Source organism: Streptomyces sp. NPDC087310, assembly GCF_044744405.1.
Taxonomy (GTDB): Bacteria; Actinomycetota; Actinomycetes; order Streptomycetales; family Streptomycetaceae; genus Streptomyces.
The window spans coordinates 635,239-661,987 of the sequence record NZ_JBIUYF010000001.1 but is presented as its reverse complement, the minus strand read 5'-3'; the positions used below and the strand labels follow the sequence as shown (position 1 = coordinate 661,987).

General features: G+C 72.2%; 20 protein-coding genes. 11 read left to right on the top strand and 9 right to left on the bottom strand.

Annotated features, from left to right (window positions below; all coding sequences use genetic code 11):
* The first annotated feature begins 19 nt into the window (after positions 1-19).
* The 7 genes from ACIO3P_RS02500 (at position 20) to ACIO3P_RS02470 (ending at position 11,452) form a co-directional block, all read left to right on the top strand.
* Positions 20-1,066 carry a carbohydrate ABC transporter permease gene (locus ACIO3P_RS02500; protein ID WP_401850457.1) on the top strand — a complete coding sequence of 349 codons (1,047 nt, stop codon included), beginning with the start codon at positions 20-22 and terminating at the stop codon, positions 1,064-1,066.
* Positions 1,060-1,965 (top strand): sugar ABC transporter permease, encoded by a 906-nt coding sequence (locus tag ACIO3P_RS02495; protein ID WP_401789672.1) that lies wholly within the window; start codon positions 1,060-1,062, stop codon positions 1,963-1,965. Before ACIO3P_RS02500 ends, ACIO3P_RS02495 begins: the two co-directional genes overlap by 7 nt.
* A 109-nt stretch (positions 1,966-2,074) precedes the next feature.
* Entirely contained in the window at positions 2,075-3,769 is a 1,695-nt protein-coding gene (locus tag ACIO3P_RS02490) for an alpha-amylase family glycosyl hydrolase (RefSeq protein ID WP_401850455.1), read from the top strand.
* A gap of 131 nt (positions 3,770-3,900) precedes the next feature.
* Positions 3,901-5,613: a carbohydrate-binding module family 20 domain-containing protein gene (locus ACIO3P_RS02485; RefSeq protein ID WP_401850454.1), complete on the top strand. Its 1,713-nt coding sequence runs from the start codon at positions 3,901-3,903 to the stop codon at positions 5,611-5,613.
* A gap of 124 nt (positions 5,614-5,737) precedes the next feature.
* Positions 5,738-8,437: a pullulanase-type alpha-1,6-glucosidase gene (gene pulA / locus ACIO3P_RS02480; protein WP_401850866.1), complete on the top strand. Its 2,700-nt coding sequence runs from the start codon at positions 5,738-5,740 to the stop codon at positions 8,435-8,437.
* 142 nt (positions 8,438-8,579) lie between these two features.
* Positions 8,580-10,646 (top strand): ATP-binding protein, encoded by a 2,067-nt coding sequence (locus tag ACIO3P_RS02475; protein ID WP_401850453.1) that lies wholly within the window; start codon positions 8,580-8,582, stop codon positions 10,644-10,646.
* Between the two features lie 92 nt (positions 10,647-10,738).
* Positions 10,739-11,452 carry a DUF4230 domain-containing protein gene (locus tag ACIO3P_RS02470; RefSeq protein WP_329825911.1) on the top strand — a complete coding sequence of 238 codons (714 nt, stop codon included), beginning with the start codon at positions 10,739-10,741 and terminating at the stop codon, positions 11,450-11,452.
* Here ACIO3P_RS02470 and ACIO3P_RS02465 read toward each other — a convergent pair.
* Positions 11,443-12,162, bottom strand: coding sequence for a TetR/AcrR family transcriptional regulator (locus ACIO3P_RS02465; protein ID WP_329825912.1), 720 nt, complete (start codon positions 12,160-12,162; stop codon positions 11,443-11,445). The genes ACIO3P_RS02470 and ACIO3P_RS02465 overlap by 10 nt on opposite strands.
* Positions 12,163-12,214: 52 nt before the next feature.
* On the opposite strand from ACIO3P_RS02465, the gene ACIO3P_RS02460 reads away from it, so the two are divergent.
* Complete coding sequence (locus ACIO3P_RS02460; protein WP_329825913.1) at positions 12,215-12,556, top strand: hypothetical protein; 342 nt, start codon at positions 12,215-12,217, stop codon at positions 12,554-12,556.
* 22 nt (positions 12,557-12,578) lie between these two features.
* Here ACIO3P_RS02460 and ACIO3P_RS02455 read toward each other — a convergent pair whose 3' ends face one another.
* The gene (locus tag ACIO3P_RS02455) at positions 12,579-14,633 is read right to left on the bottom strand and encodes a hypothetical protein (protein ID WP_401850864.1); all 2,055 of its coding nucleotides are present in this window, start codon (positions 14,631-14,633) and stop codon (positions 12,579-12,581) included.
* 94 nt (positions 14,634-14,727) lie between these two features.
* On the opposite strand from ACIO3P_RS02455, the gene ACIO3P_RS02450 reads away from it, so the two are divergent.
* Entirely contained in the window at positions 14,728-15,186 is a 459-nt protein-coding gene (locus ACIO3P_RS02450; protein WP_329825914.1) for a hypothetical protein, read from the top strand.
* A gap of 131 nt (positions 15,187-15,317) precedes the next feature.
* Here ACIO3P_RS02450 and ACIO3P_RS02445 read toward each other — a convergent pair whose 3' ends face one another.
* The 3 genes from ACIO3P_RS02445 to ACIO3P_RS02435 all read right to left on the bottom strand — a co-directional run bounded on the left by ACIO3P_RS02445 (position 15,318) and on the right by ACIO3P_RS02435 (position 19,062).
* Positions 15,318-16,910 (bottom strand): DUF1996 domain-containing protein, encoded by a 1,593-nt coding sequence (locus ACIO3P_RS02445; RefSeq protein WP_329825915.1) that lies wholly within the window; start codon positions 16,908-16,910, stop codon positions 15,318-15,320.
* A gap of 149 nt (positions 16,911-17,059) precedes the next feature.
* Positions 17,060-17,764 carry a LuxR C-terminal-related transcriptional regulator gene (locus tag ACIO3P_RS02440; protein ID WP_401788202.1) on the bottom strand — a complete coding sequence of 235 codons (705 nt, stop codon included), beginning with the start codon at positions 17,762-17,764 and terminating at the stop codon, positions 17,060-17,062.
* Positions 17,749-19,062, bottom strand: a complete 1,314-nt coding sequence (locus tag ACIO3P_RS02435; RefSeq protein WP_329825917.1) for a sensor histidine kinase — start codon at positions 19,060-19,062, stop codon at positions 17,749-17,751. The genes ACIO3P_RS02440 and ACIO3P_RS02435 overlap by 16 nt, the downstream gene beginning before the upstream one ends.
* 203 nt (positions 19,063-19,265) lie before the next feature.
* Between ACIO3P_RS02435 and ACIO3P_RS02430 the strand changes: the two genes are divergently transcribed.
* Together ACIO3P_RS02430 and ACIO3P_RS02425 are read left to right on the top strand one after the other, a co-directional pair.
* Positions 19,266-20,039 carry a hypothetical protein gene (locus ACIO3P_RS02430; RefSeq protein WP_401850452.1) on the top strand — a complete coding sequence of 258 codons (774 nt, stop codon included), beginning with the start codon at positions 19,266-19,268 and terminating at the stop codon, positions 20,037-20,039.
* Positions 20,040-20,115: 76 nt separating this feature from the next.
* Complete coding sequence (locus ACIO3P_RS02425; protein ID WP_401850450.1) at positions 20,116-21,657, top strand: PepSY-associated TM helix domain-containing protein; 1,542 nt, start codon at positions 20,116-20,118, stop codon at positions 21,655-21,657.
* 57 nt (positions 21,658-21,714) lie between these two features.
* Here ACIO3P_RS02425 and ACIO3P_RS02420 read toward each other — a convergent pair whose 3' ends face one another.
* From ACIO3P_RS02420 to ACIO3P_RS02405, 4 genes are all read right to left on the bottom strand, one after another.
* Positions 21,715-22,320, bottom strand: a complete 606-nt coding sequence (locus ACIO3P_RS02420; RefSeq protein ID WP_401850449.1) for a winged helix-turn-helix domain-containing protein — start codon at positions 22,318-22,320, stop codon at positions 21,715-21,717.
* A 344-nt stretch (positions 22,321-22,664) separates the two neighbouring features.
* Complete coding sequence (glnII, locus tag ACIO3P_RS02415; RefSeq protein ID WP_329825921.1) at positions 22,665-23,684, bottom strand: glutamine synthetase; 1,020 nt, start codon at positions 23,682-23,684, stop codon at positions 22,665-22,667.
* A 99-nt stretch (positions 23,685-23,783) separates the two neighbouring features.
* Positions 23,784-24,998 carry an ARPP-2 domain-containing protein gene (locus ACIO3P_RS02410; protein ID WP_401850448.1) on the bottom strand — a complete coding sequence of 405 codons (1,215 nt, stop codon included), beginning with the start codon at positions 24,996-24,998 and terminating at the stop codon, positions 23,784-23,786.
* Positions 24,995-26,572, bottom strand: coding sequence for a hypothetical protein (locus ACIO3P_RS02405; protein WP_401850447.1), 1,578 nt, complete (start codon positions 26,570-26,572; stop codon positions 24,995-24,997). Before ACIO3P_RS02405 ends, ACIO3P_RS02410 begins: the two co-directional genes overlap by 4 nt.
* Positions 26,573-26,749 lie beyond the last annotated feature (177 nt).

Genomic DNA, 26,749 nt, shown 5'->3' with positions numbered 1-26,749 from the left:
AGGAAAGGAAGGCCGGCTGATGGCTGTCCACACCGGCCAGTCGGCGGCGCGGGCCGCGGGCGACGAACTCGCCCGCGGCCGGGGCCGTGGCTCTGGCACACCCCCCGGCTCCCCGGCCGGAACCCCGTCCGCCGGGCCGGCCGGCAGGCTCCGGCGGGCCCTGTCGACACACTGGTACGCCTGGACCATGGTCACCCCGGTGGTCGTCGTGATCGGCGTGATCATCGGCTATCCGCTGGTCCGCGGCGTCTACCTGTCGCTCACCGACGCCAACGAGCGCAACGTCGAACGCAACATCGGCGTCAACCACCTGCCGGCCACCTACGAGTTCGTCGGACTCGACAACTACACCGCAGCCCTGACGGGCAGTCAGTTCCTGTCCACCCTGGGCTGGACACTGGTGTGGACGGTCTCCTGCGTCAGCCTCACCTTCGCGCTCGGCCTGTCCCTCGCGAACATCCTCAACCGCCGTATCGCGGGCCGCTCCCTCTACCGGATGCTGCTGATCCTGCCCTGGGCCGTGCCCGGCTTCGTCTCCGTCTTCGCCTGGCGCTTCCTCTACAACGAGGACCGCGGCCTCCTCAACAAGCTGCTGGCCGGCGGCGGCATCGACGCCGTGCCGTGGCTCAACGACCCGACCTGGGCGAAGTTCTCCGTCATCGCCGTCAACATCTGGCTCGGCGTGCCCTTCATGATGGTCGCGCTCCTCGGCGGACTCCAGTCCATCCCGGGGGAGATGTACGAGGCCGCCGAGATGGACGGCGCGGGACCCTGGCAGCGCTTCCGCCACATCACCATGCCGGGGCTGCGCTCCGTCAGCACGACGGTCATCCTGCTCTCCACCATCTGGACCTTCAACATGTTCCCGGTGATCTTCCTGCTGACCAGGGGAGGACCCGGCGACGCCACCCAGATCCTGGTCACCCAGGCGTACAAGTTCTCCTTCGAGATCAGCCCGCGCGACTTCGCGCAGTCCTCCACCTGGGGCGTGCTGATCCTCGTCCTCCTGATGGGCTTCGCCGCGGTCTACCGGCGAGTCCTCCGCAAGCAGGGAGATACCTGGTGACCACAGCTCCGGCCACGTCCACGTCCGACCGCCTCGCCGCCTCCGGGAGCGCCCAGCCGGCCAACGCCCCGCTGCGCGGGCGCCGTTCACCCGCGGCCTCCGTCGCGCTGCACACCACCCTCACCGTGGCGTCGGTGATCGCGGTCTTCCCCGTGCTGTGGGTCCTGCTGACCTCGCTCAAGCCCGCGAGCTACGCGACCACCACGGACTTCTTCAAGGACACCACCTTCGAGAACTACACCGGCCTGCTGCGGGACACCCCGTTCCTCACCTGGTTCGGCAACTCGCTGCTCATCGCGGGCCTCACCACCGTGCTCGGCGTCTTCGTGGCCGCCACCACCGGCTACGCCGTCAGCCGCTTCCGCTTCCCCGGCAAGCGCGGGCTGATGTGGACCCTGCTGATCACCCAGATGTTCCCGGTCGCCGTCCTCATCGTGCCGATCTACAACATCATGTCGGGCCTCGGACTCCTCAACAATCCGACCGGGCTCGTCATCACGTACCTCACCATCGCCGTGCCGTTCTGCGCCTGGATGATGAAGGGCTTCTTCGACACCATCCCCCGGGAGATCGACGAGTCCGGCATGGTGGACGGGCTCACCCCCTTCGGCACCTTCTTCCGGCTGATCCTGCCGCTCGCGAAGCCGGGGCTCGCGGTCACCGCGTTCTACTCCTTCATCACCGCGTGGGGCGAGGTCGCGTACGCCTCCGCCTTCATGACCGGCGACGAGAACCTGACCCTCGCCGGCGGCCTCCAGAAGTTCGTCAACCAGTACGGCGCTCAGTGGGGCCCGATGACCGCCGCGTCCGTGCTGATCGCCATCCCGGCCGCCCTCGTCTTCCTCTTCGCCCAGCGCCATCTCGTCACCGGGATGTCCGCGGGCGCCGTCAAGGGCTGACGCGACCGGCACCGGCACAGGCACAGGCGACATGTGCGAGAACCCGGCCCGGAAACCCTCCAGGCCACACCCAGATCTCCAGGCCACCCCCCAGACACCCAGGGACGACATGACCCAGCACCTCGCTGCCCCTCTCTCCGGCACGTCCGACGACGCCCCGGGCCACCGCACCGGCTGGTGGCAGGACGCGGTGATCTACCAGGTCTATCCACGGAGCTTCGCCGACGGCAACGGCGACGGAATGGGCGATCTCGACGGGGTACGGCGCCGCCTCCCGTACCTCAGGGAACTGGGCGTCGACGCCGTCTGGCTCAGCCCCTTCTACGCGTCCCCGCAGGCCGACGCCGGTTACGACGTCGCCGACTACCGCGCCATCGACCCCATGTTCGGCACGCTGCTCGACGCCGACGCGCTGATCCACGACGCCCACGCGCTGGGGCTGCGCGTCATCGTCGACCTGGTGCCCAACCACTCCTCCGACGCGCACGACTGGTTCCGGCGGGCGCTGCGCGAGGGCCCCGGCTCCGCGCTGCGCGAGCGCTACCACTTCCGCCCCGGAAAGGGCGCGCACGGTGAACTCCCGCCCAACGACTGGGAGTCCGTCTTCGGCGGCGCCGCCTGGACCCGTACCACCGACCCCGACGGCACCCCCGGCGACTGGTACCTGCACCTCTTCGCCCCCGAGCAGCCCGACTTCAACTGGGACCACCCGGCCGTCGCCGACGAGTTCCGCTCCATCCTGCGCTTCTGGCTCGACATGGGCGTCGACGGCTTCCGCGTCGACGTCGCCCACGGCCTGGTCAAGGCGCCGGGGCTGCCCGACCTCGGCGGCGCGGGCCGGCTCCGGCTGCTCGGCACCGCCGACGGCGGCACGCCCTTCTTCGACCAGGACGGCGTCCACGCGATCTACCGCCAGTGGCGCACCATCCTCGACGAGTACCCGGGCGAGCGTATCGCCGTCGCCGAGGCGTGGACCCCGACCGTCGAGCGCACCGCCCACTACGTACGCCCCGACGAGCTGCACCAGGCATTCAACTTCCAGTACCTGGCCACCTCGTGGGAGAGCGAGGCGCTGCGCGAGGTCATCGAGGTCTCCCTCGCCGCGATGCGCCCCGTCGGCGCCCCCGCCACCTGGGTGCTCTCCAACCACGACGTCACCCGGCACGCCACCCGCTTCGCGGGCCCGCCCGGCGTGGGCACCCAGACCCGGGAGCCCGGCGACCGGGCGCTCGGACTGCGCCGGGCCCGCGCGGCGACCCTGCTGATGCTCGCCCTGCCCGGCTCCGCCTACGTCTACCAGGGCGAGGAGCTGGGGCTCCCCGACGTCACCGACCTGCCCGACGAGGCCAGGCAGGACCCGTCGTACTTCCGCGCGGACGGCCAGGACGGCTTCCGTGACGGCTGCCGGGTGCCCATCCCCTGGGCGCGCGAGGGGAGTTCGTACGGCTTCGGCGCGGGCGGGAGCTGGCTGCCGCAGCCGGACCACTGGGGGGAGCTGTCCGTCGAGGCGCAGACCGGGGACCCCGCCTCCACGCTGGAGCTCTACCGGGCGGCCCTCTCCGTACGCAAGGAACACCCGGGGCTCGGCGGCGGCTCCGCCGTGGAGTGGCGGGACGCGCCCGAGGGCGTGCTGATCTTCGCCAGGACCGGCTTCGTCTGCACCGTCAACACGACGGGGACGGCGGTACGTATCCCCGCCCCGGGCGAGCTGCTGCTCGCCAGCGGCCCGGTGGACGCGGGGAACACCGCCCCGGGCGCGGAGTTCGAGCTGCCGGCCGACACCACGGTGTGGTGGTCGGTCTGAGCATCTCCTGCCCCGCGTAGACGCACCTCCGGCCCCGCGTAGACGCATCCGCGGCCTCCCATAGACGCACCACCCGCACCATCCGCACCTCCCGTACGCCCCTCTCCCCCACCAGTGCTGTTGGAGGAACCATGGCTCGCAGACCCCTGGCAGCCGCGCTCGCCCTCGTGGCGGGCGCGGCGGCCGTCCTCACGGTCCCCGCCGGGACCGCGCAGGCGGCGCCGCCCGGATCCAAGGACGTCACCGCCGTACTCTTCGAGTGGAAGTTCGACTCCATAGCCAAGGCGTGCACGGACACCCTCGGCCCCGCCGGCTACGGCTACGTACAGGTCTCGCCGCCCCAGGAACACATCCAGGGCGCCCAGTGGTGGACCTCGTACCAGCCCGTCAGCTACAAGATCGCGGGCCGGCTCGGGGACCGCGCCGCCTTCTCGGCCATGGTGAACACCTGCCACGCGGCGGGCGTCAAGGTCGTCGCCGACAGCGTCATCAACCACATGGCCGCCGGTGACGGCACCGGCACCGGCGGCACCTCGTACACCAAGTACAACTACCCGGGCATCTACTCGGGCGCCGACATGGACGACTGCCGTTCCGCCATCAGCAACTACGGCGACCGTGCCAACGTCCAGAACTGCGAACTGGTCGGCCTCGCCGATCTGGACACCGGCGAGGAGTACGTACGCGGCCGGATCGCGGCGTACCTCAACGACCTGCTCTCGCTCGGCGTGGACGGCTTCCGCATCGACGCGGCCAAGCACATGCCCGCCGCCGACCTCGCCAACATCAAGAGCAGGCTGACCAGTCCGGGCGCCTACTGGAAGCAGGAGGCGATCCACGGCGCGGGCGAGGCCGTCTCACCCAGCGAGTACCTCGGCAGCGGGGACGTCCAGGAGTTCCGGTACGCCCGCGACCTCAAGCGGGTCTTCAACAACGAGAACCTCGCCTATCTGAAGAACTTCGGCGAGAGCTGGGGGTACATGGAGTCGGGGAAGTCCGCCGTCTTCGTCGACAACCACGACACCGAGCGCGGCGGCGACACCCTCAGCTACAAGGACGGCGCCAACTACACCCTGGCCAATGTGTTCATGCTGGCGTGGCCGTACGGCTCGCCCGATGTGCACTCGGGGTACGAGTACACCGACCGCGACGCGGGACCGCCCAACGGCGGTACGGTCAACGCCTGTTACAGCGACGGCTGGAAGTGCCAGCACGCCTGGCGCGAGATCTCCTCCATGGTCGGCTTCCGCAACACCACCCGGGGCCAGGCCGTCACCGACTGGTGGGACAACGGCGGCGACCAGATCGCCTTCGGCCGCGGCTCGGCGGGGTACGTGGCCATCAACCACGAGAGCTCCGCGCTGACCCGTACGTTCCAGACGTCCCTGCCGGGCGGCGCCTACTGCGATGTGCAGACCGGCAACGCGGTGACGGTCAACGGCTCGGGACAGTTCACGGCGACACTCGGCGCGAACACGGCACTCGCCCTGCACACCGGCGCCCGGACGTGCTCGGGGAGCGGTGGCGGCGGTACGGAGCCGCAGCCGGGCTCCTCCGGGGCCTCCTTCGGGGTCAACGCGACGACGACGGTCGGACAGAACATCTATGTCACCGGTGACCAGACCGCGCTGGCGAACTGGAGTACGAGCGGTGCGCTGAAGCTCGACCCGGCGTCCTACCCGGTGTGGAAGCTCGACGTGGCGCTCCCGGCGGGCACGACGTTCGCGTACAAGTACCTCCGCAAGGACGCGGCGGGCGCGGTGACCTGGGAGAGCGGCGCCAACCGCACGGCCACGGTGCCCGCCTCGGGCAAGGTCACGCTGAACGACACCTGGCGGAGCTGACACCTCCGGCTCCGAGCGCCGGGCGGGCCGCGCCCACGGCCCGCCCGGCGCCCTTCCCGCGTACACCCGTCCCCCTCCGCCTCCCCCCGTCATCCCGAGGAGCCCTCGCGTGCCACGCCCCTCCCTGCGCGCCGCGGTGACCACCGTCGTCGCCGCCGCCCTGTGCGCGGTGCTCGCGCCCGCACCGGCCACCGCCGCCCCCGTCCCTCTCCCCGCGTCCGTGCCCGCGTCCCCGCGGGCGGCCACCTCCGAGGCCCAGTGGATCGACGCGGGCACCGTCGTCTGGAAGGTGGCCGCCGTCCCCGGGGCCCGCCTGGAGCTGGGTTACGGTGACGGCGGCGACGAGCGGCTGCGGCTCGCGCCCGGCCGTCTCACGGCCGCGCAGGCGGCCAGGTTCCCGCACCTCAAGGAGTATCCGGCGTTCACCGTGGACGTACGGGACCGCGCCCGCGCCCGTACGGCGCTGCGCGGGCCGGTCACCGCCGTCCAGCGCGCGGCCGACGGCATCGTCCTCGCCACCACCGGCGTGCAGATCTCCGGCGTCCTGGACGACCTCTACAGCGCCCGCGCGACCAAGGCGTCGCTCGGCCCCGTCTTCGCCGGGGGCCGCCCCACCCTCTCCGTCTGGGCGCCGACCGCCCGCACCGTCTCCCTCGAACTGGGCGACGGCGCCGAGGCGCGTACGGTCGCGATGCGGCGCGACGACGCCTCCGGCGTCTGGTCGGTGCGCGGCCCCGCGTCCTGGGCGGGCGAGCCGTACCGGTACGCCGTGACCGTCTGGGCGCCGAGTGTCGGCAGGACCGTCACCAACCAGGTCACCGACCCCTACTCGACCGCGCTCACCACCGACTCGGCGCGCAGCCTCCTCGTGGACCTCGCCGACCCGCGGCTCGCGCCCGCCGGCTGGTCCACCCTGCGCAAGCCGGCGGCCGTACCGCTGCGCGACGCGCAGATCCAGGAGCTGCACATCCGCGACTTCTCCGTGGCGGACCGCACCTCGCGCCACCCAGGCGGATACCTGGCCTTCACGGACACCGGCTCCGCCGGGATGCGGCACCTGCGGACGCTGGCCGCCTCGGGCACCTCGTACGTCCATCTCCTGCCGGCCTTCGACATCGGCACCATCCCGGAGCGGAAGTCCGAACAGGCCGTGCCCGCCTGCGACTTGGGCGTCCACGCGCCCGACTCGCAGGAGCAGCAGGCGTGTGTCGCGCGCACCGCGGCCCGGGACGCGTACAACTGGGGGTACGACCCGCTGCACTACACAGTGCCCGAGGGATCGTACGCCTCCGACCCCGAAGGGACCGCGCGTACGGTCGAGTTCCGGCGGATGGTGCAGTCGCTGAACGCCACCGGGCTGCGCACGGTCATGGACGTCGTCTACAACCACACCGTGGCGAGCGGCCAGGACGAGAAGTCCGTACTCGACCGGATCGTGCCCGGCTACTACCAGCGGCTGCTGGCGGACGGCACCGTCGCCACCTCCACCTGCTGCGCGAACACCGCGCCCGAGAACGCCATGATGGGCAAGCTCGTCGTCGACTCGGTGGTCACCTGGGCCAAGCAGTACAAGGTCGACGGCTTCCGCTTCGACCTGATGGGCCACCACCCCAAGGCGAACATCCTCGCCGTACGGAAGGCGCTCGACGCGCTGACCCCCGCGAAGGACGGTGTCGACGGCCGGGCGATCGTCCTGTACGGCGAGGGCTGGAACTTCGGTGAGATCGCCGACGACGCCCGCTTCGTCCAGGCCACCCAGCACAACATGGCGGGCACCGGCATCGCGACCTTCTCCGACCGGGCCCGCGACGCGGTACGCGGCGGCAGCCCCTTCGACGCGGACCCGGGTGTCCAGGGCTTCGCCTCCGGCCTCTACACCGACCCCAACTCCTCGCCCGCCAACGGCAGTCGGGAGGAGCAGCGGGCCCGGCTGCTGCACTACCAGGACCTGGTCAAGGTGGGGCTCTCCGGCAGCCTCGCCGGGTACCGGTTCACGGACACCTCCGGGCGTACCGTCCGGGGCGCGGAGGTCGACTACAACGGCGCTCCGGCCGGGTACGCGGCCACCCCCGAGGACGCCGTGGCCTACGCGGACGCCCACGACAACGAAACCCTCTACGACGCGCTCGCGTTCAAGCTGCCGCCGTCGACGTCCGCCGCCGACCGCTCCCGTATGCAGGTGGTGGCACTGGCCACCGCCGCGCTCTCACAGGGGCCCGCGCTCTCCCAGGCGGGCACGGACCTGCTGCGCTCCAAGTCCCTGGACCGCAACTCGTACGACAGCGGCGACTGGTTCAACGCGATCCACTGGGACTGCCGCGACGGTGGCAGCGGTGGCAGCGGTGGCAGTGGCAACGTCAGCGGCAACGGCTTCGGGCGTGGATTGCCGCCCGCCGCCGACAACGCGGACAAGTGGCCTTATGCCCGGCCCCTGTTGGCCAACCCGGCCCTGAAGCCCGGCTGTTCGGAGATCGACGGCACCTCCGCCGCCTACCGGGACCTGCTCCGCATCCGCACCACGGAACCGGAGTTCGGCCTCGCCTCCACGGCCGCCGTCCAGTCCGCGCTGTCCTTCCCGCTCTCCGGTCGTGACGAGACCCCGGGCGTCATCACGATGCGCCTCGGCGATCTGGTCGTGGTCTTCAACGCCACGCCGTCGGCGCGGAGCCAGCGGGTGACGGAGCTGGCGGGCCGTCCGTACGCGCTGCACCGCGTCCAGGCCCGGGGAGCGGACCGTACGGTCAGGTCCGCCGCGTACGAGCGGGCGTCCGGCACCTTCACCGTGCCGGCCCGCACGGTCGCCGTCTTCGACGCGGGGCGTTAGGCCATCGGACGGTAAGTGAATTGACTAATAGTCAACGGTAACTGACCGAAAAATGGCGTCTAGCGGTTGTTTCTGACCGTTTCCCACCACGGGTGTCGGTCCTGGGCCCGAACTGGTCCAGACTGTCCCCGTGGTGGGGAACATGCCCGAAGAGACGACCAGCTTCGTAGGGCGCAGGACCGAACTGATCCGGGTGGAAAGCGCGCTCAAGGAGCACCGGCTGACCACGCTGACCGGCAGCGGCGGCGTGGGCAAGAGCAGACTCGCGCTGCGCGCCGCCGAGCGCGCGCGGGAGGCCGAGCGCTACCCCGACGGCGTCTGGTGGGCCGACCTGGCCCCCCTCCACGACGAGCGGATGCTGCTCATCACGGTCTCCGACGCCGTCGGACTCTCCGACCACTCCCTGCGCATGCCCATCGACGCCCTCTGCGAATGGCTCGCCCACCGCTGCCTCCTGCTCGTCCTCGACTCCTGCGAGCGGATGGCCGACGCCTGCGGCCGGCTCGTCGACGTACTCCTCGGCGCCGTTCCCGGCCTCACCGTCCTCACCACCAGCAGGCAGCCCCTCGGCATCCACGCCGAGCACCTGCTCGACGTACCCCCGCTGCCCCTCGACGGCGCACACGGCGAGGACGGCGAGGACGACGTCCTCCAGCTCTTCCGCGACCGCGCCGCCCGCGCCGCGCCCGGACTCTCCTTCGACGACCCCGGCACCGTCGCGTCCGCCGCCCAGATCTGCCACCGCCTCGAAGGCATCCCGCTCGCCGTCGAACTCGCCTGCGCCCGCCTCGACGAGAACACCGTCGACCAGATCGCCGTCCTGCTCGACTCCCGGCTCGACACCCTCACCCACCCGAACGTCTGGCCCCAGCGCCACCGCGCCCTGCGCACCGCCATCGGCTGGAGCCACGAGCTCTGCGCACCCCTGGAACGGCTGCTCTGGGCGCGGCTCTCCGTCTTCCGCGGCGAGATCGACGGGGACGACGCGCGCGCCGTCTGCGCCGGAGGACCGCTCACCGCCGACGGCGTCACCAAGGCCCTCGCCGGACTGGTCCGGCAGTCAGTCCTGCGCCGGGAGACCGGCGCCGCGGACCGCCGCGACCGCTACCGGATGCTCGACACCATCCGGGAGTACGGCACGATGTGGCTCGCCGAACTCGGCGAGGAGAAACTCCTCGCCGACCGGCACGCCGCCCACTTCGCCGACGTGGCCCGCGCCGCCCACGCGGGCTGGCCCGGCGGCCGGCAGATCGCGTGGTACCGCCGGATCACCGACACCCATGACGACCTGTGCGCCGCGCTCAACCACCTCCTCGCCGACGACCCCGCCACCGCCGTGGAGATGACCGGCCGCGTCGCCTTCTTCTGGACCTGCTGCGGCCACCTCCACGAGGCCAGGATCTACCTGGAGCGCGCCCTCGACGCCGCCCCCGCCCCCGGGCCCGACCGCACCCGCGCCCTGTGGGCCCTCGGCGTCACCGTCATGCTCCAGGGCGACCACGAGGGCGCGTACCGGCTCGGGGAACGGTGCACCACCGCCGCCTGGCGCGACCAGGACCCCGAATCCATGCTCTCCGCCGCCTACCTCCTCAGCCTCACCTGCCTGATGATGGGCCGCGCCACGGCCTCGTACACCGTCGCCGACCGCGCCCTGCGCACCCACCCCGGAGACTTCTTCGACTCGCCGTCCCAGCTCCGCTGCCGGCTGGTCCGGGTCTTCGCGCTCACCGCGCTCGGCCGGTTCGAGGAGTCCCGCGACGAGGCCACGGAGCTGCGCCGCGTCTGCCTGGACCGCGGCGAGTGCTGGACCAGGTCGTACGCGGACTACCAACTCGCCCTGATCTTCCTCCTCCAGGGCAGACCGTACGAGGCGGAGGCCCACGCCCGCTCGATGATCGCCGGCAAGGAGGAGCTGGGCGACAGCTTCGGCATCGCCCTCGGCCTCGACCTGCTCGCCGCCGCGGTCGCCGCCCAGGGCGACGGCGAACGGGCCGCGCACGCCTACGGCACGGGACAGGCGTTCTGGCGCATGGTCGGCCATCCGCAGCGCGGCACACCGGAGTTGGCGCAGGTCCGCGAGGAGTGCGAGCGGCAGGCGCGCGCGGCGGCCGGGCACCCGGCGTACGAGAACGCCTTCCACCGGGGCCTGGTCGACGACGGCCGCAGCGGCCTCACCCGCGCGCTCCGAGGCCATCTGCCGGAAGGCTGACAGGAGTTGACGGAGCCGGGCCTGCGGGCGGGCCCATGGCAAAGCTTTTCCTGTGACCGTGTGAACGCCGTGCGGCGGGACATCCGACAGGTATGACGTCCACCGACGCGAAACCGGAAGAGAGCCCGGGAGAGAACCGGGAGGACCGGAAGGGCCGGGACGGGGCACGCCCCGCGCGGCTCTCCCGCTGGGCCAAGGCGCCCCTCGCACTCGTCGTCGTGGCCGCGCTGCTCTTCCTCGGCAGCCGGCTCGACCTGCTGCCCGGATTCGGTGGCCTCTTCGGCGAGGAGACCCACGACCGTACGGGGCCGACCCTGCTCCAGTCGATCCAGGACCTCGACCGCTACGAGGCCGCGTCCGGCAACTTCCAGGTCGTCGTGGACCTGGAGAAGGACACCAAGTACCTGCCGGACGCCATCCGCGGCTCCAGGACCCTCTTCGTGGGGGCGGGCACGGTCAGTTCGTACGTCGACTTCGGCGCCGTCGGCGACGGCAACGTCACGGTCGACGAGGACCGCACCGCCGCGACGATCAGGCTGCCGCACGCGCGGCTCGGCAGCCCCGCCCTGGACGCGGACCGTTCCTACGCCGTGTCCAAGCAGCGCGGACTGCTCGACCGGCTCGGCGACCTCTTCTCCGACAACCCGGCCGACGAACGCGCCGTGAACCGCCTCGCGGCCCGGCACATCGGCGAGGCGGCCAAGGACAGCGGACTCACCGCCCGCGCCGAGAAGAACACCACCGCCATGCTCCAGGGCCTGCTGCACTCCCTGGGCTTCACCGACGTGAAGGTCGTCTACACCTGACCGCGCTGCCCCGGCACCCCGGTCCCCAGCCGCATGAGCCGGCCGACGAGATCACCGAAGGCACCGTCGGCCGGCTCGTCCGCGAGGATCTTCAGCAGGATCCCGGCCATCTCGTCGTCGTACGCGGCGCTCACCGCGGACAGCGCCGCGAAGTCGTGGACGAGCTGCCACTCCAGCTCCTGGCGCGGAATCCGCCGCCCGTCCAGCCAGAGCAGCGCCTTCGACTCGGCGAGCGACACCCATGACCGTACGGTCAACTCCAGCCGCGCGGGCGGATCCTGGATCCCGAGATGGGCCAGGATCTGCTCGTACGCGGCCTGCCGCACCTCGTCGATCAGCGCCGCCGTCGCCGTCCCGGAACCGGCGGCCGGGCCGCCCCGCATCAACGCGGAGAACCCGGTGCCGTGCTCGTCGACGAAGTCGAAGAAACGCTCCATGACCCGGTGCAGCCGCGCCCCGAGCGGCCCTTCGTGCGGCTCCAGGAACCGCGCCGCCAACTCGTCGGCCGCCCGCCGCAACGCCGCCTCGTACAGGCTCTGCTTGCCGGGAAAGTAGTGGTAGACGAGAGGCCGCGAGATCCCGGCCGCCGCCGCGATCTCGTCGATCGACACGTCCTCGGGGGAGCGGTGGCTGAACAGCTCCAGCGCCACCCCGATGAGCTGCCGCTTCCGCTCCTCGACGCCCATTCTTCGGCGCACCCCGGTCGTCATGCGCACAGCCTAACCGGCTGCTTCCGCGAGATGTCCGATACGCTCCCGGCATATGAGCACATCCGACGAGGCCGCCCCCATCACCCCACTGCCGGACCCCGCCCCGGACCACACCGACACCCCGGACGCCCCGCGCACCGAACTGACGCCTCGTCAGGCCCGCCTCCTCCGCATCACCCTGGCCTCGGCCCTGCTGCTGACCCTGGCGACCCTGCTCGCGATCCGCCTGGCGGAACGCACCTCGGTCCTCGTCGTGGGCGTCTACGGCCTGGCGATGATCCTCTGCGGCGTCGTGATCGAACTCAGCCGCCACGGCCGCACCCGCCTCTCCACCTGGCTCCTGGGCGGGGGCCTCCTCGCGGCCCTGGCGGCGGACTGGCTGCTGCTGCCGTAGCCTCCGCAGCCCTCGGCCCGGGTCAGTGCAGCGCGTCCACCTCCGTGCCGTCCGCCGCCCGGCCGTGGAGTTCCGCGAGGGTGTTCTGCCGGGCCGGGAGGGCCAGGGTGCGGGTCCTGGACGTGCCGGAGACGCCGCCCGTGGCGGTCAGGGTGCGCAGGTCGGGGGTGCCCGCCGCCAGGAGGTACCAGTGGCCCGCCCGGGACTTCCACAGGACGCCTGCCAGGACGCGGGGGTCGCGGGGGCCGCAGGCCGGGGAGTCCGCCGCTCTCGCCGCGAGCGCGGCCGGGGCGGCGGGGTCGGGGGACGGGGCCTGGAAGTGGGCCAGTACGCGGCTGCCCGGACCGCGCCAGGTCTCGGCGCGGGTGCAGAGCCAGGACGCCGTGCCGTTGGACTCGGGGAGGGGCTGGCGGGCGTACTCCCAGGAGTTCACGGACCGTACGCCGTGCCCCTGCGCCGCGGGCAGCAGACAGGCGGTGCGCGCCCAGGCCGCCCGGTCCGCGCGGGTCGACACGTCCTCGGGGGAGTGCGGCGGGCCCGAGGTCAGGCGCGCCGGGATCAGTTCGCCCAGGTCGGTGAGGAGCCGGGCGGTGCCGGACGGGGTGTCGGACGCGGTGTTGGAAGCGGTGCCGGAAGCGGTGTCGGCGGTGCTCACCTCCAGGGTGTCCCAGGAGGTGCAGGAAGCGCGCGGGGTCGTGGGGCTCGGCAGCGGGTCCGTCACCCCGTGCGCGTCCCGGTGCAGCGGGCGCGCCGGGGCGGTCGGGGCGAGCAGGTCGCGTACGGCGGTGCCGGTCACCCAAGGGGCGGTCAGATAGCGGACGTTGCCGTCCGAGCGGCCGAGGACCAGCGCCCCCGACGCCGCCTCGTCCGCGCCGTCCGTGCGCGCGAAGTCCAGCGCCGCGAGACCGCCTCCATCGGTCTCCGCGTAGCGCACCACCCGCAGGCCGTCGTGGAAGAGCACCACCCGCACCCCGTCGACCTCCCCGGTGTAGAGCAGTTGCGGCGACCCCATCGGCGGTCCCGTCGGGGTCGCCGGGGTCGCCGAGAGATGGACGGCGTCGCCCGGCCGGGCCCACACGGCGAGTGCCCGGCGCAGCAGGCCGGTGTCATGGGTCAGCCGGCCGCGCGCGGGCCAGACCGAGAAGTCCGTACGGGGCGCGGTCCGCCACGCGGCCGGTGCGATCCGCCGCACCCCGGCCGGGTCGAGGGCCGACTCCGCCGCCGGGTTCCTGGCGTACGCGGGGGCCGCCGGGCCGTTCGGGCCCCAGCCGCCGGGCAGTCCGAACAGCGCCCCGCAGACGAGCGCGGCGGTGGTCACGGCGAGGGCGGCCCCGCGGTACTGGCGGCGGCGCATCAGGTCGGTGGGCCTGGCCTGGAGCGAGCAGGGGTCGAACTCGGTGGAGCGGAGGAGGGCGCCGGTGTCGGTGGCCGCCTCCGGGCCTGGAGACGCCGAGCCCGGGGACGCCGCCGCCGTGGCCTCCGCCAGCGCCGTGTCGATGTCGTCGGCCCCGGCCGCGCCGAGCAGGTCCCGTACCTCAGGGTCCGTGAGACCTTCGAGCCCGCGCAGCACGAACACCGCCCGCGCCGGTCCCGAGAGGGCGGACAGCCGCTGGTCCAGGGCGAGTTCGTCGGCCCCGCCGGAGCGCGGGAAGAGCCGCAGCCCCCAGACGCGCGGGAGGAGCGGCGGAAGCTGGGCGCGGACGGGACGGGCGAGACGGAGCAACGGGCGCCCGGCCTCCAGGGCTTGGCGCAGCACCCGCACCCGTACGTACGCGTAACCGGCCTGCCGGGCCGCCGGGCCGGTGGTCTGCGCCCGGCGCGGCCCCGGGATCCCGGCCCCGCCCGGCGCCCGGCGCCCGCGCGGCAGCGACCGCTGCACCAGCGCGTGCGCGGTCAGCACGCGCCGGTTGCGGCCGAGGGAGGGCGGCAGCACGAGATAGGCGAGGCGGACCAGGTGGGGGTAGTGCTGTACGAGCGCCGCCTCGGCCTGGTTCAGCCCGACGGGGGCGGCCGTCGGAGGGACCGGGGGCGCGGGCGCGGGGGCGAGTGCGGCTTTGTCTGGGGGCACGTTCAGCAGAACGATCGATGGGTCCGATGGTCACCCGCCCGCCCCGGCCGTGGAGTTCACGGTTCCCCCACCCGACCCTCCGATCACAGGGGACGATGGACGTATGCGTAAGGATCGATTTCCCGTGCTATTCGCCGCCCCCGCTCTCGCCCTCTCCGTGGCGCTGACGGCGGGTTGCGGCGCGAACGACGAAAAGGCCCCCGAGGAGCCGAAGACGGTCACCGGGAGCCTGGAGGAGATCGCCTCGAAGGCGAAGTGCGACCCGGACATACAGCACCCCAACGAGGAGCTGCGGCAGGCCAACTGCACGACGGAGGACGGGAAGTACGTGCTGGTCACGTTCGCCACCGACCGCGGACTGCGCGAGTGGATCAACGAGGCGAAGCCGTACGGCGGTTCGTATCTCGTCGGCCGGAAGTGGGTCGCGGTCGGCGAGGCGAAGGTGACGGAAGCGCTGCGCGGCCGGCTCGGCGGGACCGTGGAGACCGGCTCGTCGCACCACTCTGGGGGAAGTGATGACAGTGGGGGGAACGAGGGTCACTCGGGTCACGACATGAGCTGACCGCGCAGCGCGGGTCTGGGAGTGGGGGGCGGTGGTACGGGGAGGGTGGGTCCTCCCCGTACCACCGGATCACCGGTGGCTCACGTACTGACCTGCGGCACGCGCCGCACGTACAGCACCTGCTCGTGTGCCTACTTGCACTTCTTACCGGTGTTGATGCAGTTGACCATGGTGTTCATCAGGTTCTCGTCGAAGACGTTGATGAAGTCGCCGTGGTCGGTGACGGGCTTGTGGAGCTGCTCCGGGAAGGAGTCCACCGCGAAGCCCGGGCCCGGCGGAACGTCGTAGACGATCCGCTGCTGGAGCTGCGGGATGGCCTTGAAGCCGTTGCCGCAGTTGCCGTTGCCGTCGGCGAACGCCACGTGGGTGCGGTGGTTGGCGCTGTCCGCGTTCACACCGTCCCAGCAGCTCTGGAACTTGAACGTACGCACGACCTGGCTGCCCTCGGGGCAGATCGGGTACTTGTCCTTGAGCTGACGGTCCTCGAACCCGGTGCAGCTCCACGAGGCGTTGGCGTTGGCCGTGCCGTTCACGAACGCCTTGGCGTCACCGGTGATGATGCGCATCAGGCGGGGCATCGCCGTGACCTTGGCCTTCGGGTTGCCCACGAAGGTGTTGGTCACCTGCGCCGGCGTCTGGATGATGCCGACGTTGCCTTCCTTGCCACCGCCGTCGGAGTTGGCGTCGGCCTCGTCCTGGCCGTTCTGGAGCCGGAGCACCGGCCAGAAGTACGAGGACTTGTCACCCTGGTTCGCACACGTGGTGTCGGCCGCGGCCAGGCTCTCGTCGGTCGCGAAGGCGTCGTTGGCCTGGTTGCCGATGTAGTCGTGGAAGTGGTGGGCGCCGTTGGTCACACCCGGGGCGACGATGACATTGTCCGAGTTGAACAGACCGGCCTCGTTGCGACCGCACTCGCTGGAGAAGGTGCCCTTCGATCCGCCGCGGCCGTTACGGGCCTGCTGGACGTTGGGCTGGACGGTCGTGATGTCGACGAAGTCGGAGGCTTCGGGGCCGTTACCAGCCTGGCCGCCGCCCGCACCGCCATTCTGGCCGCCGTCCTGACCTTGGTCCTGACCGCCATTCTGACCGCCGTTCTGGCCCTGGTCCTGGCCGCCGGCGCCGTTCTGGCCGCCGTTCTGGCCGTTGCCCTGGCCACCGTTCTGCCCGTTGTTCTGGCCACCGTTCTGGCCGTTCTGCCCGTTGCCCTGGCCGCCGCCGTTCTGGCCGCCGCCCCGCCCGCCGCCGTTGCCGGCGTTGGCGTTGTTGTCGGCGCGCAGCGTGCAGTTGGAGAGCGCTTCCAGCCCCTGCGGCTTGGTGCCCACCCGGCCCATCGCGATGGAGATCCGGTCGAGCGCCGCGAACCGCTTGGCCTTCAGCGGGCTGAGGATGGCGTTGTTGGCGTATCCCGAGTCCTGCTCTATCGCTCTCTTCTCGCTGGCGAACCGCGCGTATGCCTCGGTGATCTGGGTGTCCATCTTGGCCAGTTCACGGTCGACCTCGGCCCGGGCTGCCTCAGGCACCTCCGTCAGCTTGGTCGACGGGTCCGGGCAACTGATGGTCGACAACGTCTGGGCCACGTTCTGGTTCGCTTGCGAGGACTTGCCCTCGCCCGCCGATGCGTAGACATTGACCGCTGCCAGACCACCCCCGCCCAGGAGCAGGGCAGCCCCGGCGACGATCGCCCGGTTCGCCACTGTGGAGCGTTTTCTCGATGTGCGTGACATGGAACTCCTCAAGCTTCGTTGCCGATTACAGGAAAATCGCGGCAGGGGGAGAAGCGAAGCGCTCCGTTCCATACGGGCCTCAAACACGAGGTGTTCAGAGGCTCGTGGAATTCATAGAAATCTCCATCAACAAACCGGGCGGATGCCCGTCATTCGGACCTGCGGCCCCGGCTGCCGGGCCGGTGCTCCCGGTCGGCACCGGACCCGCGGCCGCCCTCCAGATAGGCGAGGACCGCGAGCACCCGCCGGTTGTCGTCGTCCGACACGGGAAGGCTCAGCTTCGCGAAGATGTTCGACGTGTGCTTGGCCACCGCCCGTTCGGTGACGACGAGTTGTGCGGCGATCGCGGCGTTCGAGCGCCCCTGCGCCACCAGCTCCATGACCTCGCGCTCGCGCGGCGTCAGCCCGCCGATCGGCTCGTCCTGGGCGCGCCGGGAGAGCAGCCGCGAGATCACCTGCGGATCCATCGCCGTACCGCCCGCGGCGACCCGCCGCACCGCGTCGATGAACTGCTCCGCGTCGAAGACCCGGTCCTTGAGCAGATAGCCGACCCCGCCGGCGCCGTCGGCCAGCAGCTCGCGAGCGTACAACTGCTCGACGTGCTGGGAGAGTACGAGGACGGGCAGCCCGGGGCGGGCCCGCCGCGCGGCCAGCGCGCACTGCAGGCCCTCGTCCGTGTGGGACGGCGGGAGCCGGACGTCGACGACGGCGACGTCCGGCTCCAACTCGGCCAGCGCGGTGGTCAGTTCGGGGCCGCTCTCGACGGCCGCCACGATCTCGAACCCGTACGCCTCCAGCATGCGGACGAGACCGTCCCGCAGCAGGAAGAGATCTTCGGCTAGGACAACACGCAAGGAAGCTCCATGGTCACCATGGTGGGACCGCCCGCGGGGCTGCTGACGGCCAGGATGCCGTCGAATGTACCGAGCCGCCGCTCCAGACCGCTCAGCCCCGACCCCCGGCCGATCTCCGCGCCGCCGCGGCCGTTGTCGGTGACCGCGATCCGCAGCATGCCCCCGGTGTACGAGATGTCGACCCACACCCGGTCGGCGCCCGCGTGCTTGACCACATTGGTCAGCGCCTCGCTCACCGCGAAGTACGCGGCCGACTCGACCGGCGCGGCCGGGCGGCCCGGCAGCTCCACATCGACCTCCGGCTCCAGCGGCAGCGGCAGCCGCAGCGCCAACTCCCGTACGGCATCCCCGAGTCCGCGCTCGGCCAGCACCGGCGGATGGATCCCGCGCACCAGGTCGCGCAGCTCGGTGAGCGCGTCCGCCGAGGACCGCCGCGCCTTGCTGATCAGCTCCTTCGCCTTGGCGGGATCCCTCTCGATGAGCGCCTCCACGGTGCCCAGGTCCATGCCCACGGCGACCAGCCTGGCCTGCGCGCCGTCGTGCAGATCGCGTTCGATACGGCGCAACTCGGCGGCCGAGTTGTCCACGGCGTCGTGCCGGGTCTCGGTGAGCCGCTCGATCCGCTCGGCCAGCGCCTGACCGGGGGCGGGGGCCAGCAGGGCCGCGGTCAGCCGGAAGTGCAGGCGCAGCAGATCGGGGCAGTAGCGCAGACCGGCGCCGAACAGCACCAGGCCGACCGCCGCGGCGGCGAGAGCGGTCGACTGGCTGTCGACGGGGACGAACGTGTACCAGTACGCGTCGTCGACGAAGACCCGCCACAACCCGGCGGCCAGCACGAACCCCTCCACCGGGTAGATCAGCAGCGCGGCCGTGAACACCGCGGTGACGAAGCCGGCCGTCATGTCGACCAGCAGCCACTGGAGGTCGCGCCAGGTCGCCGGGTCCTTGAGCATCAGGGTGCAGCGCTCCACCTGCCCGGTGATCCCGGTCCGCAGATCCGGCGGGAAGGGGCGGTACGGCACCGGGATCCGTACGTCGGACCAGGTGGCCGCCAGCAGCCTGCGCCGGTTGGCGTAGGCGCGGAGCGCGGTGAGCACGGCGGGCGTGGTGAAGACGCCGACCCCGACGACGATGAGGACGGTCGACACCACCGTCACCACGAAGAGGATGATCGACCCCGGGAGGCCGACGACGGCCAGCACCAGTGCGCGCCCGGCCGCCGGCAGCGCCTCGCGCGACCGCCGCCTGAGGGCCGCCCCGGCCCCGCCGCCCGGATCGCCGACTCTGACGCTGTTCATGTCCCGCCCCCTTCGTGGCCGGACAGCCCCGACGGCGTCCGGCGTTCCGGTCTCCCCGGTACGACCACCAGTCTCGCCGGAGGGGAGAGGGCGGGGGTAGCCGGTCCGCACCCGGCCCGGGGTGTACCCAGCACCACCTCCGCGGGAGCCGCGGCTTTTGGGCCCTGCCGCCTTCCGCTTCGGGATGACACCATGTGCGGACCATGACAGAGACCGGATCGCCGCTCCGCGCCGTGCGCGCCGTCGCCTTCGCGGCCGTGTGCGTGACGCTGGCGGCGGTGGGACACGCGCTCACCTCCGGAGCGTCCGGGGCGTCCGGGGCGTCCGGGCACGAGATCTCGCTGACGGCGCTGCTCGCGGCGTTCGCGGTGACCGCGTGCGCCGCCTGGCTCGCGGGCGGACGGCGCCGGGGCGCCCTGTCGATCGGCGCCGGACTGCTCACCGTCCAGGGCCTGTTGCACCTCTTCTTCGCCGGAACGCTCTCGTACGGACTGGGACCGGCCACCTCCCGGCACGCACCGCACGCGGGTACGCCTACGGCCACCGGTACGGGTACGGGCGGGGGTTCCGCTTCCGGCATGGGCGTGGGCGCGGACGTGGGCATGGACATGGGGGCGGCGACGGATCCTGGTTCCGGCCCGGCCCCGGCGCTGGGCGAGCTGCTCGGCGCTTCCCCCGCCATGCTCGCCGCCCACGTCGTCGCGGCGGCCGTGTGCGCCCTCTGGCTCGCCCAGGGCGAGGCCGCGCTCTTCCGGCTCGTACACGCCGTCGGGGCCCTCGCCTTCACCCCGCTCCGGCTGCTGCTCACCTCCGCGGCGCTGCCCGCCGCGCCCCGGCTGATCCGGCCCCGGCCCGGCGCGTCCCGCGCACACCGCTTCCGGGGGGTCGTCCTCGCGCACACGGTGTCGCGGCGCGGGCCGCCCGCGCGCCGAGCACCTCGCGCCACGGCCCCGGGAGCCGCCGCCACCGCTGTCTGACGCGGAGGGGACGGCCGGGGCCTTCAGGCCCTTTTTCGCGGCCTTCCCCATGCCGAATCCAACGCCTAGGACAGTCATGGCCATTGACGACCCCGCACAGCGGACGGACCCGTCCGACAGAACCCCGGACACCACCGCGCCCGCGTCTCCTGATCCCGCTCCGGACACCACAGCGCCGACGGCGAACACCGCGCCCACGTCCCTCTGGGGCGCCCTGCGCCCCCTCGTGCTGCGCCTCCACTTCTACGCGGGCCTGCTGATAGCCCCGCTCCTGCTGGTCGCCGCCACCACCGGCTTCCTCTACTCCCTCTCCTACCAGGCGGAGAAGGTCATCTACCGCCATGAGCTGCGGGCCCCGGTCGGCGACCGTACGGTCCCGCTCTCCGACCAGCTCGACGCCGCCCGTACCGCCCATCCGGAGGGCACCGTCACCTCCGTACGCCTCCCGTCCGAGGAGGGGGCGACCACCCGGGTCCTGATGTCCACGCCCGACAGCGAGGAGTTCACGTCCCTCGCCGTCTTCGTCGACCCGTACACGGCGGAGGTACGGGGCGCCCTGACCAGTTACGGAAGCTCGGGCGCCCTGCCGGTGCGCGCCTGGCTCTCCGAGACGCACCGCCATCTCCAGCTCGGCGAACCGGGCCGCCTCTACAGCGAGCTGGCCGCGAGCTGGCTCTGGGTGGTGGCGCTCGGCGGACTGCTGCTCTGGACCGCCCGCAAGCGCGCCTCGAAACGCGCCCTGGTGGTGCCCGAACGCGGCGCCACCGGCCGGCGCAGGACGCTCTCGCTGCACGGCTCGTTCGGCATGGTGGCCGTGACCGGGCTCGTGCTGCTCTCCGCCACGGGGCTGACGTGGTCGGCGTACGCGGGCGGGAACATCACGGCGATCAAGGACCAGCTCGGCTCGGCCACCCCCGCCGTCTCCGCGACGCTCGACAGCGACAGCGACAGCGGCACCGGCACCGGCGGTACGGGGTCGGACACGGGCGGCGCCCACGAGGGTCACGAGTCCATGGAGGACATGCCCGGCATGGAGGGCATGGAGGGGATGCACGGCAAGGGCGGTACCGACGTCGGCGTCGACCTCGCCGTGGTCGCCGCCCGCCAGGCCGGTCTCGACGGGCCGATCGCGGTGACCCTGCCGACCACGGGCAAGGGCTATGTCGTCGCGCAGACGGACAACCAGTTCCCGGCCCGGCTCGACTCGGTCTCCGTCGACCCCGCCAACGGCATGGTCATGGACGAACTGCGCTTCGCCGACTACCCGGTGCTCGCCCAGCTCACCCGTATCGGGATCGACGCGCACATGGGTCTCTTCCTCGGCCTCCCCAACCAGCTTCTGCTGGCGGCCCTCGCCCTCGCCCTGATCCTGCTCATCGTCTGGGGCTACCGCATGTGGTGGCTGCGCCGGCCCACCAGGGAACGGCGGCTGAGCGCGGGCCGGCCCGTCCCGCGCGGCGCCTGGCGGAAGGTACCGCTGCGCCTGCTGCTGCCGCTCGGCGCGGTCACCGCGCTGATCGGCTGGTTCCTGCCGCTGCTCGGGATCAGCCTGCTGGTGTTCCTCGCCCTGGACGGCGCACTGGGCCTGCGCGCCCGCGCACGGGCGGCCCGTACCTGACCCGTATCCGTAGAGGGAGAGCCCCGCCGGACCAGCGGGGCTCTCCCTCTACGCGGATCAGGGGATGTACTTGTAGCCGACGCGCCGCACGGTCTGGATCGAACGGCGGTGGTCCGCGCCCAGCTTGCGGCGCAGCCGCGCCACATGGACGTCGACGGTCCGCCCGTCGCCCACGTGTCCGTACCCCCAGACCGTGGTCACCAACTGGTCGCGGCTGTGCACCCGGTGGGGGTGCGCCACGAGATGGGCGAGGAGTTCGAATTCGAGATACGTGAGATCGAGCGGCCGGCCGTCCACGACGGCGGTCCGCTGCACGTTGTCGACCAGCACGGAACCGCCGCCCACCGCGGCCGTGGCCGTAGCCGGGACGGAGACCGGAGTGGGGCCGAGCACGGGGGCGGGGGCGGGGGCGACGGCTCCGGCCGGGTGCTGGTCGGCCGGTACGAGCACGAGGTAGCCGATCATCGGCGGCTGTCCCGGCAGCGAGGGCAGGGTGTGCTGGGGCGCGGGCAGCCAGGTCGCGCCCGGCGGCAGGAAGTCCACCACCGGACCGGCGGGGGCGCCCACCAGGGCGCCGGGCGTCTCGTCGTCGTCGACGGCCCGGAGCCGGTGACGGCCGGGCGAGGAGAAGGAACCGGGAAGGGAGGAAAGGGAGTTCGCCATGAGGGGTCAGCTCTTTTCGCGCGGAGGACTCGTCGGATCGTCGAGTCGACGGGACGGACGGGACGTACGTCTGCGCGGCGGCCGAAGGCCAGAAGAATGGCTTTAGAGGGCCGGCGCGTTCCTCACGCGGCGACACACCCGGTCGAAGTCGTGATGCTGCCGGGACGGCCAGAACGGCTCCAGGTCGAAGCGACCCCTCGCGGTGTACTGGAAGCTGGCCATGACCCCATTGAAGCAGATTTCGGGGGAGCGCATCAGCCTGCGCACCTCCGGTCCTGAGGTTGGGACGACGAAGGGGGCGGGTGCCCGTACGGCACCCGCCCCCTTCGCGCGATGAGCCGGGATCAGACCTGGCCGGCCTTCTCCAGCGCGGTGCAGCAGGTGTCCACGATCAGCCGCGTGACCACGTACGGGTCGACGTTGGCGTTGGGGCGGCGGTCCTCGATGTAGCCCTTGCCGTCCTTCTCGACCTGCCACGGGATACGGACCGAGGCGCCGCGGTCCGAGACGCCGTAGCTGTACTCGTTCCACGGGGCGGTCTCGTGCAGACCGGTCAGCCGGTCGTCGATGCCCGCGCCGTAGTTCTTCACGTGGTCCAGCGGCTTCGAGCCCTCGCCCAGCGACTCGCACGCGGTGATGATCGCCTCGTACCCCTCGCGCATCGCCTTGGTCGAGAAGTTCGTGTGCGCGCCCGCGCCGTTCCAGTCGCCCTTCACCGGCTTCGGGTCGAGCGTCGCGGAGACGCCGAAGTCCTCGGCGGTGCGGTAGAGCAGCCAGCGCGCCACCCAGAGCTGGTCCGAGACCTCCAGCGGCGACAGCGGGCCGACCTGGAACTCCCACTGGCCCGGCATGACCTCGGCGTTGATGCCGGAGAGGCCGAGACCCGCCTTGAGGCAGTTGTCCAGATGCGCCTCGACGACGTCACGGCCGAAGATCTCGTCCGAGCCGACGCCGCAGTAGTAGCCGCCCTGCGCGGCCGGGAAGCCGCCCTCGGGGAAGCCCAGCGGACGGGCGCCCTTGAAGAACGTGTACTCCTGCTCGATGCCGAAGATCGACTCCTGGGCCGCGAACTTCTCGGCGACCTCCGTCAGCGCCGCACGCGTGTTGGACTCGTGCGGCGTCATGTCGATGTTCAGGACCTCGCACAGGACGAGGAGGTCGGCCCCGCCGCGGATCGGGTCGGGACAGGAGAAGACCGGCTTCAGCACACGGTCGGAGGCGTGCCCCTCGGCCTGGTTGGTGCTCGACCCGTCGAAGCCCCAGATGGGCAGTTCGGCGCCGTCGCTGAGGATCTTCGTCTTCGAGCGCAGCTTCGCGGTCGGCTCGGTACCGTCGATCCAGATGTACTCAGCCTTGAACGTCACGGGGCCTCATCCTTTGCGGGTGCAGCAGGTTTGACCCGAATCCTCGCAATGTGCGGTTTCCCCGCCGTTGCCCTTCCGTGAACCACGTGTTACCCAGGTTTATTCTGTGGCCTTCTGGGACGAGCCGGCCCCGTCCGCCGCGGCTGCCGTACCGCCGACCGCGTGCGCCTTGAGCAGCGAACCGAACCCGGCCGCACGGATCCGCCGCAGCAACTCGACGTCCGTCGTCCCGAGCGCCTCGGCCGTACGCCCCGGATGCCAGTCGTGCGCCGCCAGCCGGCTCAGCAGATGGCCGCGCTTGATCTGCGCGTCGGAGAGCCGGAACGTCTTGAGGTACGCCGTACGCCCCTTGTGGTCGCTGATCAGCTCCCCGATGTGCTGCTCGGGCTCCGCGCCGTACCCGCGCCGGAACGGCGGCAGGAAGCGCCGCAGCTCGAACCCGTCCATCCGGTACACCCGTTCGAAGGAGTACGAGGTGGTGAGCAGGGCACGCGCGAGTACCGTGTCGTGCGCCTCGCTCCACGCCCGCTCCTGCGCGCGCGCCGCCGCCCGCAGGTCCGCGAGCGTGTTCAGATGCCGCCCGTCGGGGATGCGCGCCTCGAACTCCGGGACCGGGGCGCCGTACAGCGCGTGCTGGTGGATGAGTTCGCCGTACATGTCCTGCAACAGCGTCGGATGCAGGGCGCGGTAGTCGTCGGGATGGGGCACGACGAACGCCGCCGCGAGCGAGTCCGCCGCGTACACCATCACCCCGCACTGGCCGGGATGGATCTCGAAGACCCGCAGCGCGTCGGCGAGCCCGCGCACGCGCATGCCGAGGTACGCCGCCTCGACCCGGGGGGAGAGCCCACGCCGTATCGCCTGCTGGGACCATTCGTCCCAGGCGGTGGAAGGCCCCCCGAAGTGCAGGGCGAGGTAGCCGTCCAGCGCGAGATGGAGCGGCAGGAAGCGGCAGCGCGCGACCGGTCCGCCTCCCCGGGCGGTTCGCGCGCGCTTCACCATCCGGTGATGCGGACGCAGGCGTACGGTCCGGGGGCGCTCGTCCCCGAGGTGGCTGCCGTACGCGGCGTGCTGCCCTTCGTCGCCGGACCAGTCCGCCACGAAGCCGTGCGGGATGTACGAGGCGTAACGGACCCCGGACCCCACCTCCACCTCGGAGACGCCGCCGGACGCGGACTCGCCGAGGCCGGTGTAGATCTCCCGGTGCAGCCGCAACCCGGGCACCGGCGCCTCGCGCACCAGCGGGACGAGCCGGATGCCGCCCCAGACCTGGGCGGGGCGGGCGGTCAGCCCGGTGAGATCGAGCCCGGTCATGACGCGGACTCCGTACCCGCACCGGCCCCTACTCCTGGACCTCTGTCCAGACCTGGACCTCTGTCCGCACCCGGGAAAAGGCAGGTCCCGTCGTCCGCCAGGAAGTTCCGCACCCGCCGGTCCAGATACGCCCGCAGCTCCGCCGCCCCCGTACGCCCCTCCGCGAACTGCGCGATCTCCACCAGCGCCGGCAGATCCTCCGCGTCCCGTATCCCGGCCGTCGGCACGCTGGGCGCCAGCCGCCGTACGTCGAAACCGTCCGCGTCGTATACGGGGTTGAGGTGGACCACACTCGTACGCCTCTCCCGGTCGAGCCGCGTACGCCACACCCGCAGCACCTCGCCCGCCAGCCCCGGCGGGGCGTTGTCCCAGCCGTCCGAGACGATCACGAGGCGGTCCGGGCCATGGTCGAGCGCGTCGAGGATCCGGGTGCCGAGCGGCGTCGGCCCGTACGGACGGACGAGCAGCGGATCGTCGCGCCCCGAGGTCCACAGCGCGGCGTACGCCCCCGGCGCGGCCAGCGCCTCCAGCAGATAGTGGCAGGCCAGCGCGGTGCCGAGCGGGCGGCGGCGCTTCTCGCCCGAACCGTACGAGGAGTAGCTGTCGTCCAGTACGGCCGCCACCCGCCCCCAGGCACCGGCGTACGGGCCCGCCACGCGCCGGGCGCCCGTCCGCAGCGCCCGGGTCAGCTCCGCCCGGCGCCGGACCCGCTCGTCCGGGGCCAGCGACAGGACGTACAGCGCGAGCCGGGTCAGCGGCATGACGCTCAGATCGGTCCCGCCGGCGGCGCCCGGGGCGGTGGCACGCCGGGTCTGGGTACGCAGCCGCTCCAGCCGGGTCATCCGGGGCGCCATCCGCTCCAGGAACCCTTCGCGGGCGATGCCGTGCCGGGCCGCGAACCCCTCGGCGACGGTGAGCGGCAGTTCGTACAGCGCGCCCTGCTCGTAGTGCGCCCGGCGGTAGGTGTCGAGGAGACGGTGCTCGTACCGCGTGCGGCGGCCGGGCGCGAAGAGGAAATCGCCGATCTCGCCGCCCGCCGCGGCCCCCGAACCTGTTCCCGGAGCGGAGGAAGCGGAGGAAGCGGAGAGGGCGGAGAGGCGCACATGGAAGTGGCGCGCGGCGGACTTGAGCCCGCTGCGGTACTTCACGGCGTCGTGGGCCGGGTCGGGGCGTGCCGCGAGCCAGTCGCGGAAGATCGCGCGGGTACGGCGGTTGCCGACCCCGGCGGCGCGCAGCGCACGGAACAGCCGGTAGACGCGCTGCGGCGGCAGCACCGCGAGCCGGCGCGCGATCAGCGCGCCCTCCACGCGCTTCTCGGCGGGGCTCGTGTCGTGCGGGGTCCGCAGGAGGTGTTCGACGATCAGGGCCGCGTTGTGGTCGTTGATGTCGAGGGCGAGCGTGGCGGCGTAGACGGGGCGGTAGTTGACGCGTACGTACTCGTGCAGAAAGCCCAGCGAGAGCCGCTGCTCGTGCGCGTCGGAGCGGAACTCGCGCTGCCCGGTCGCCGTCACGGCCGCGTTCACGAAGAGCAGGACGTCTTCGGCCGCGACCAGATCGGCGAGGTTCTCCGCCATGGTGTCGCCCCTTCCTCACGCGGTCGCCGGCCGGGGCATGGGGGCGCGAACAGCGAAATCACTGCTTTAAAGGCACGTCCCGGAAGTCGCACCGGAGGCCCGCGGCCGGCTCGGGCAACGTAACACCCACGGCGGCCCGCCCGGCCACCGTTTTTCTTCCCTCCGGTCGGCTCCACG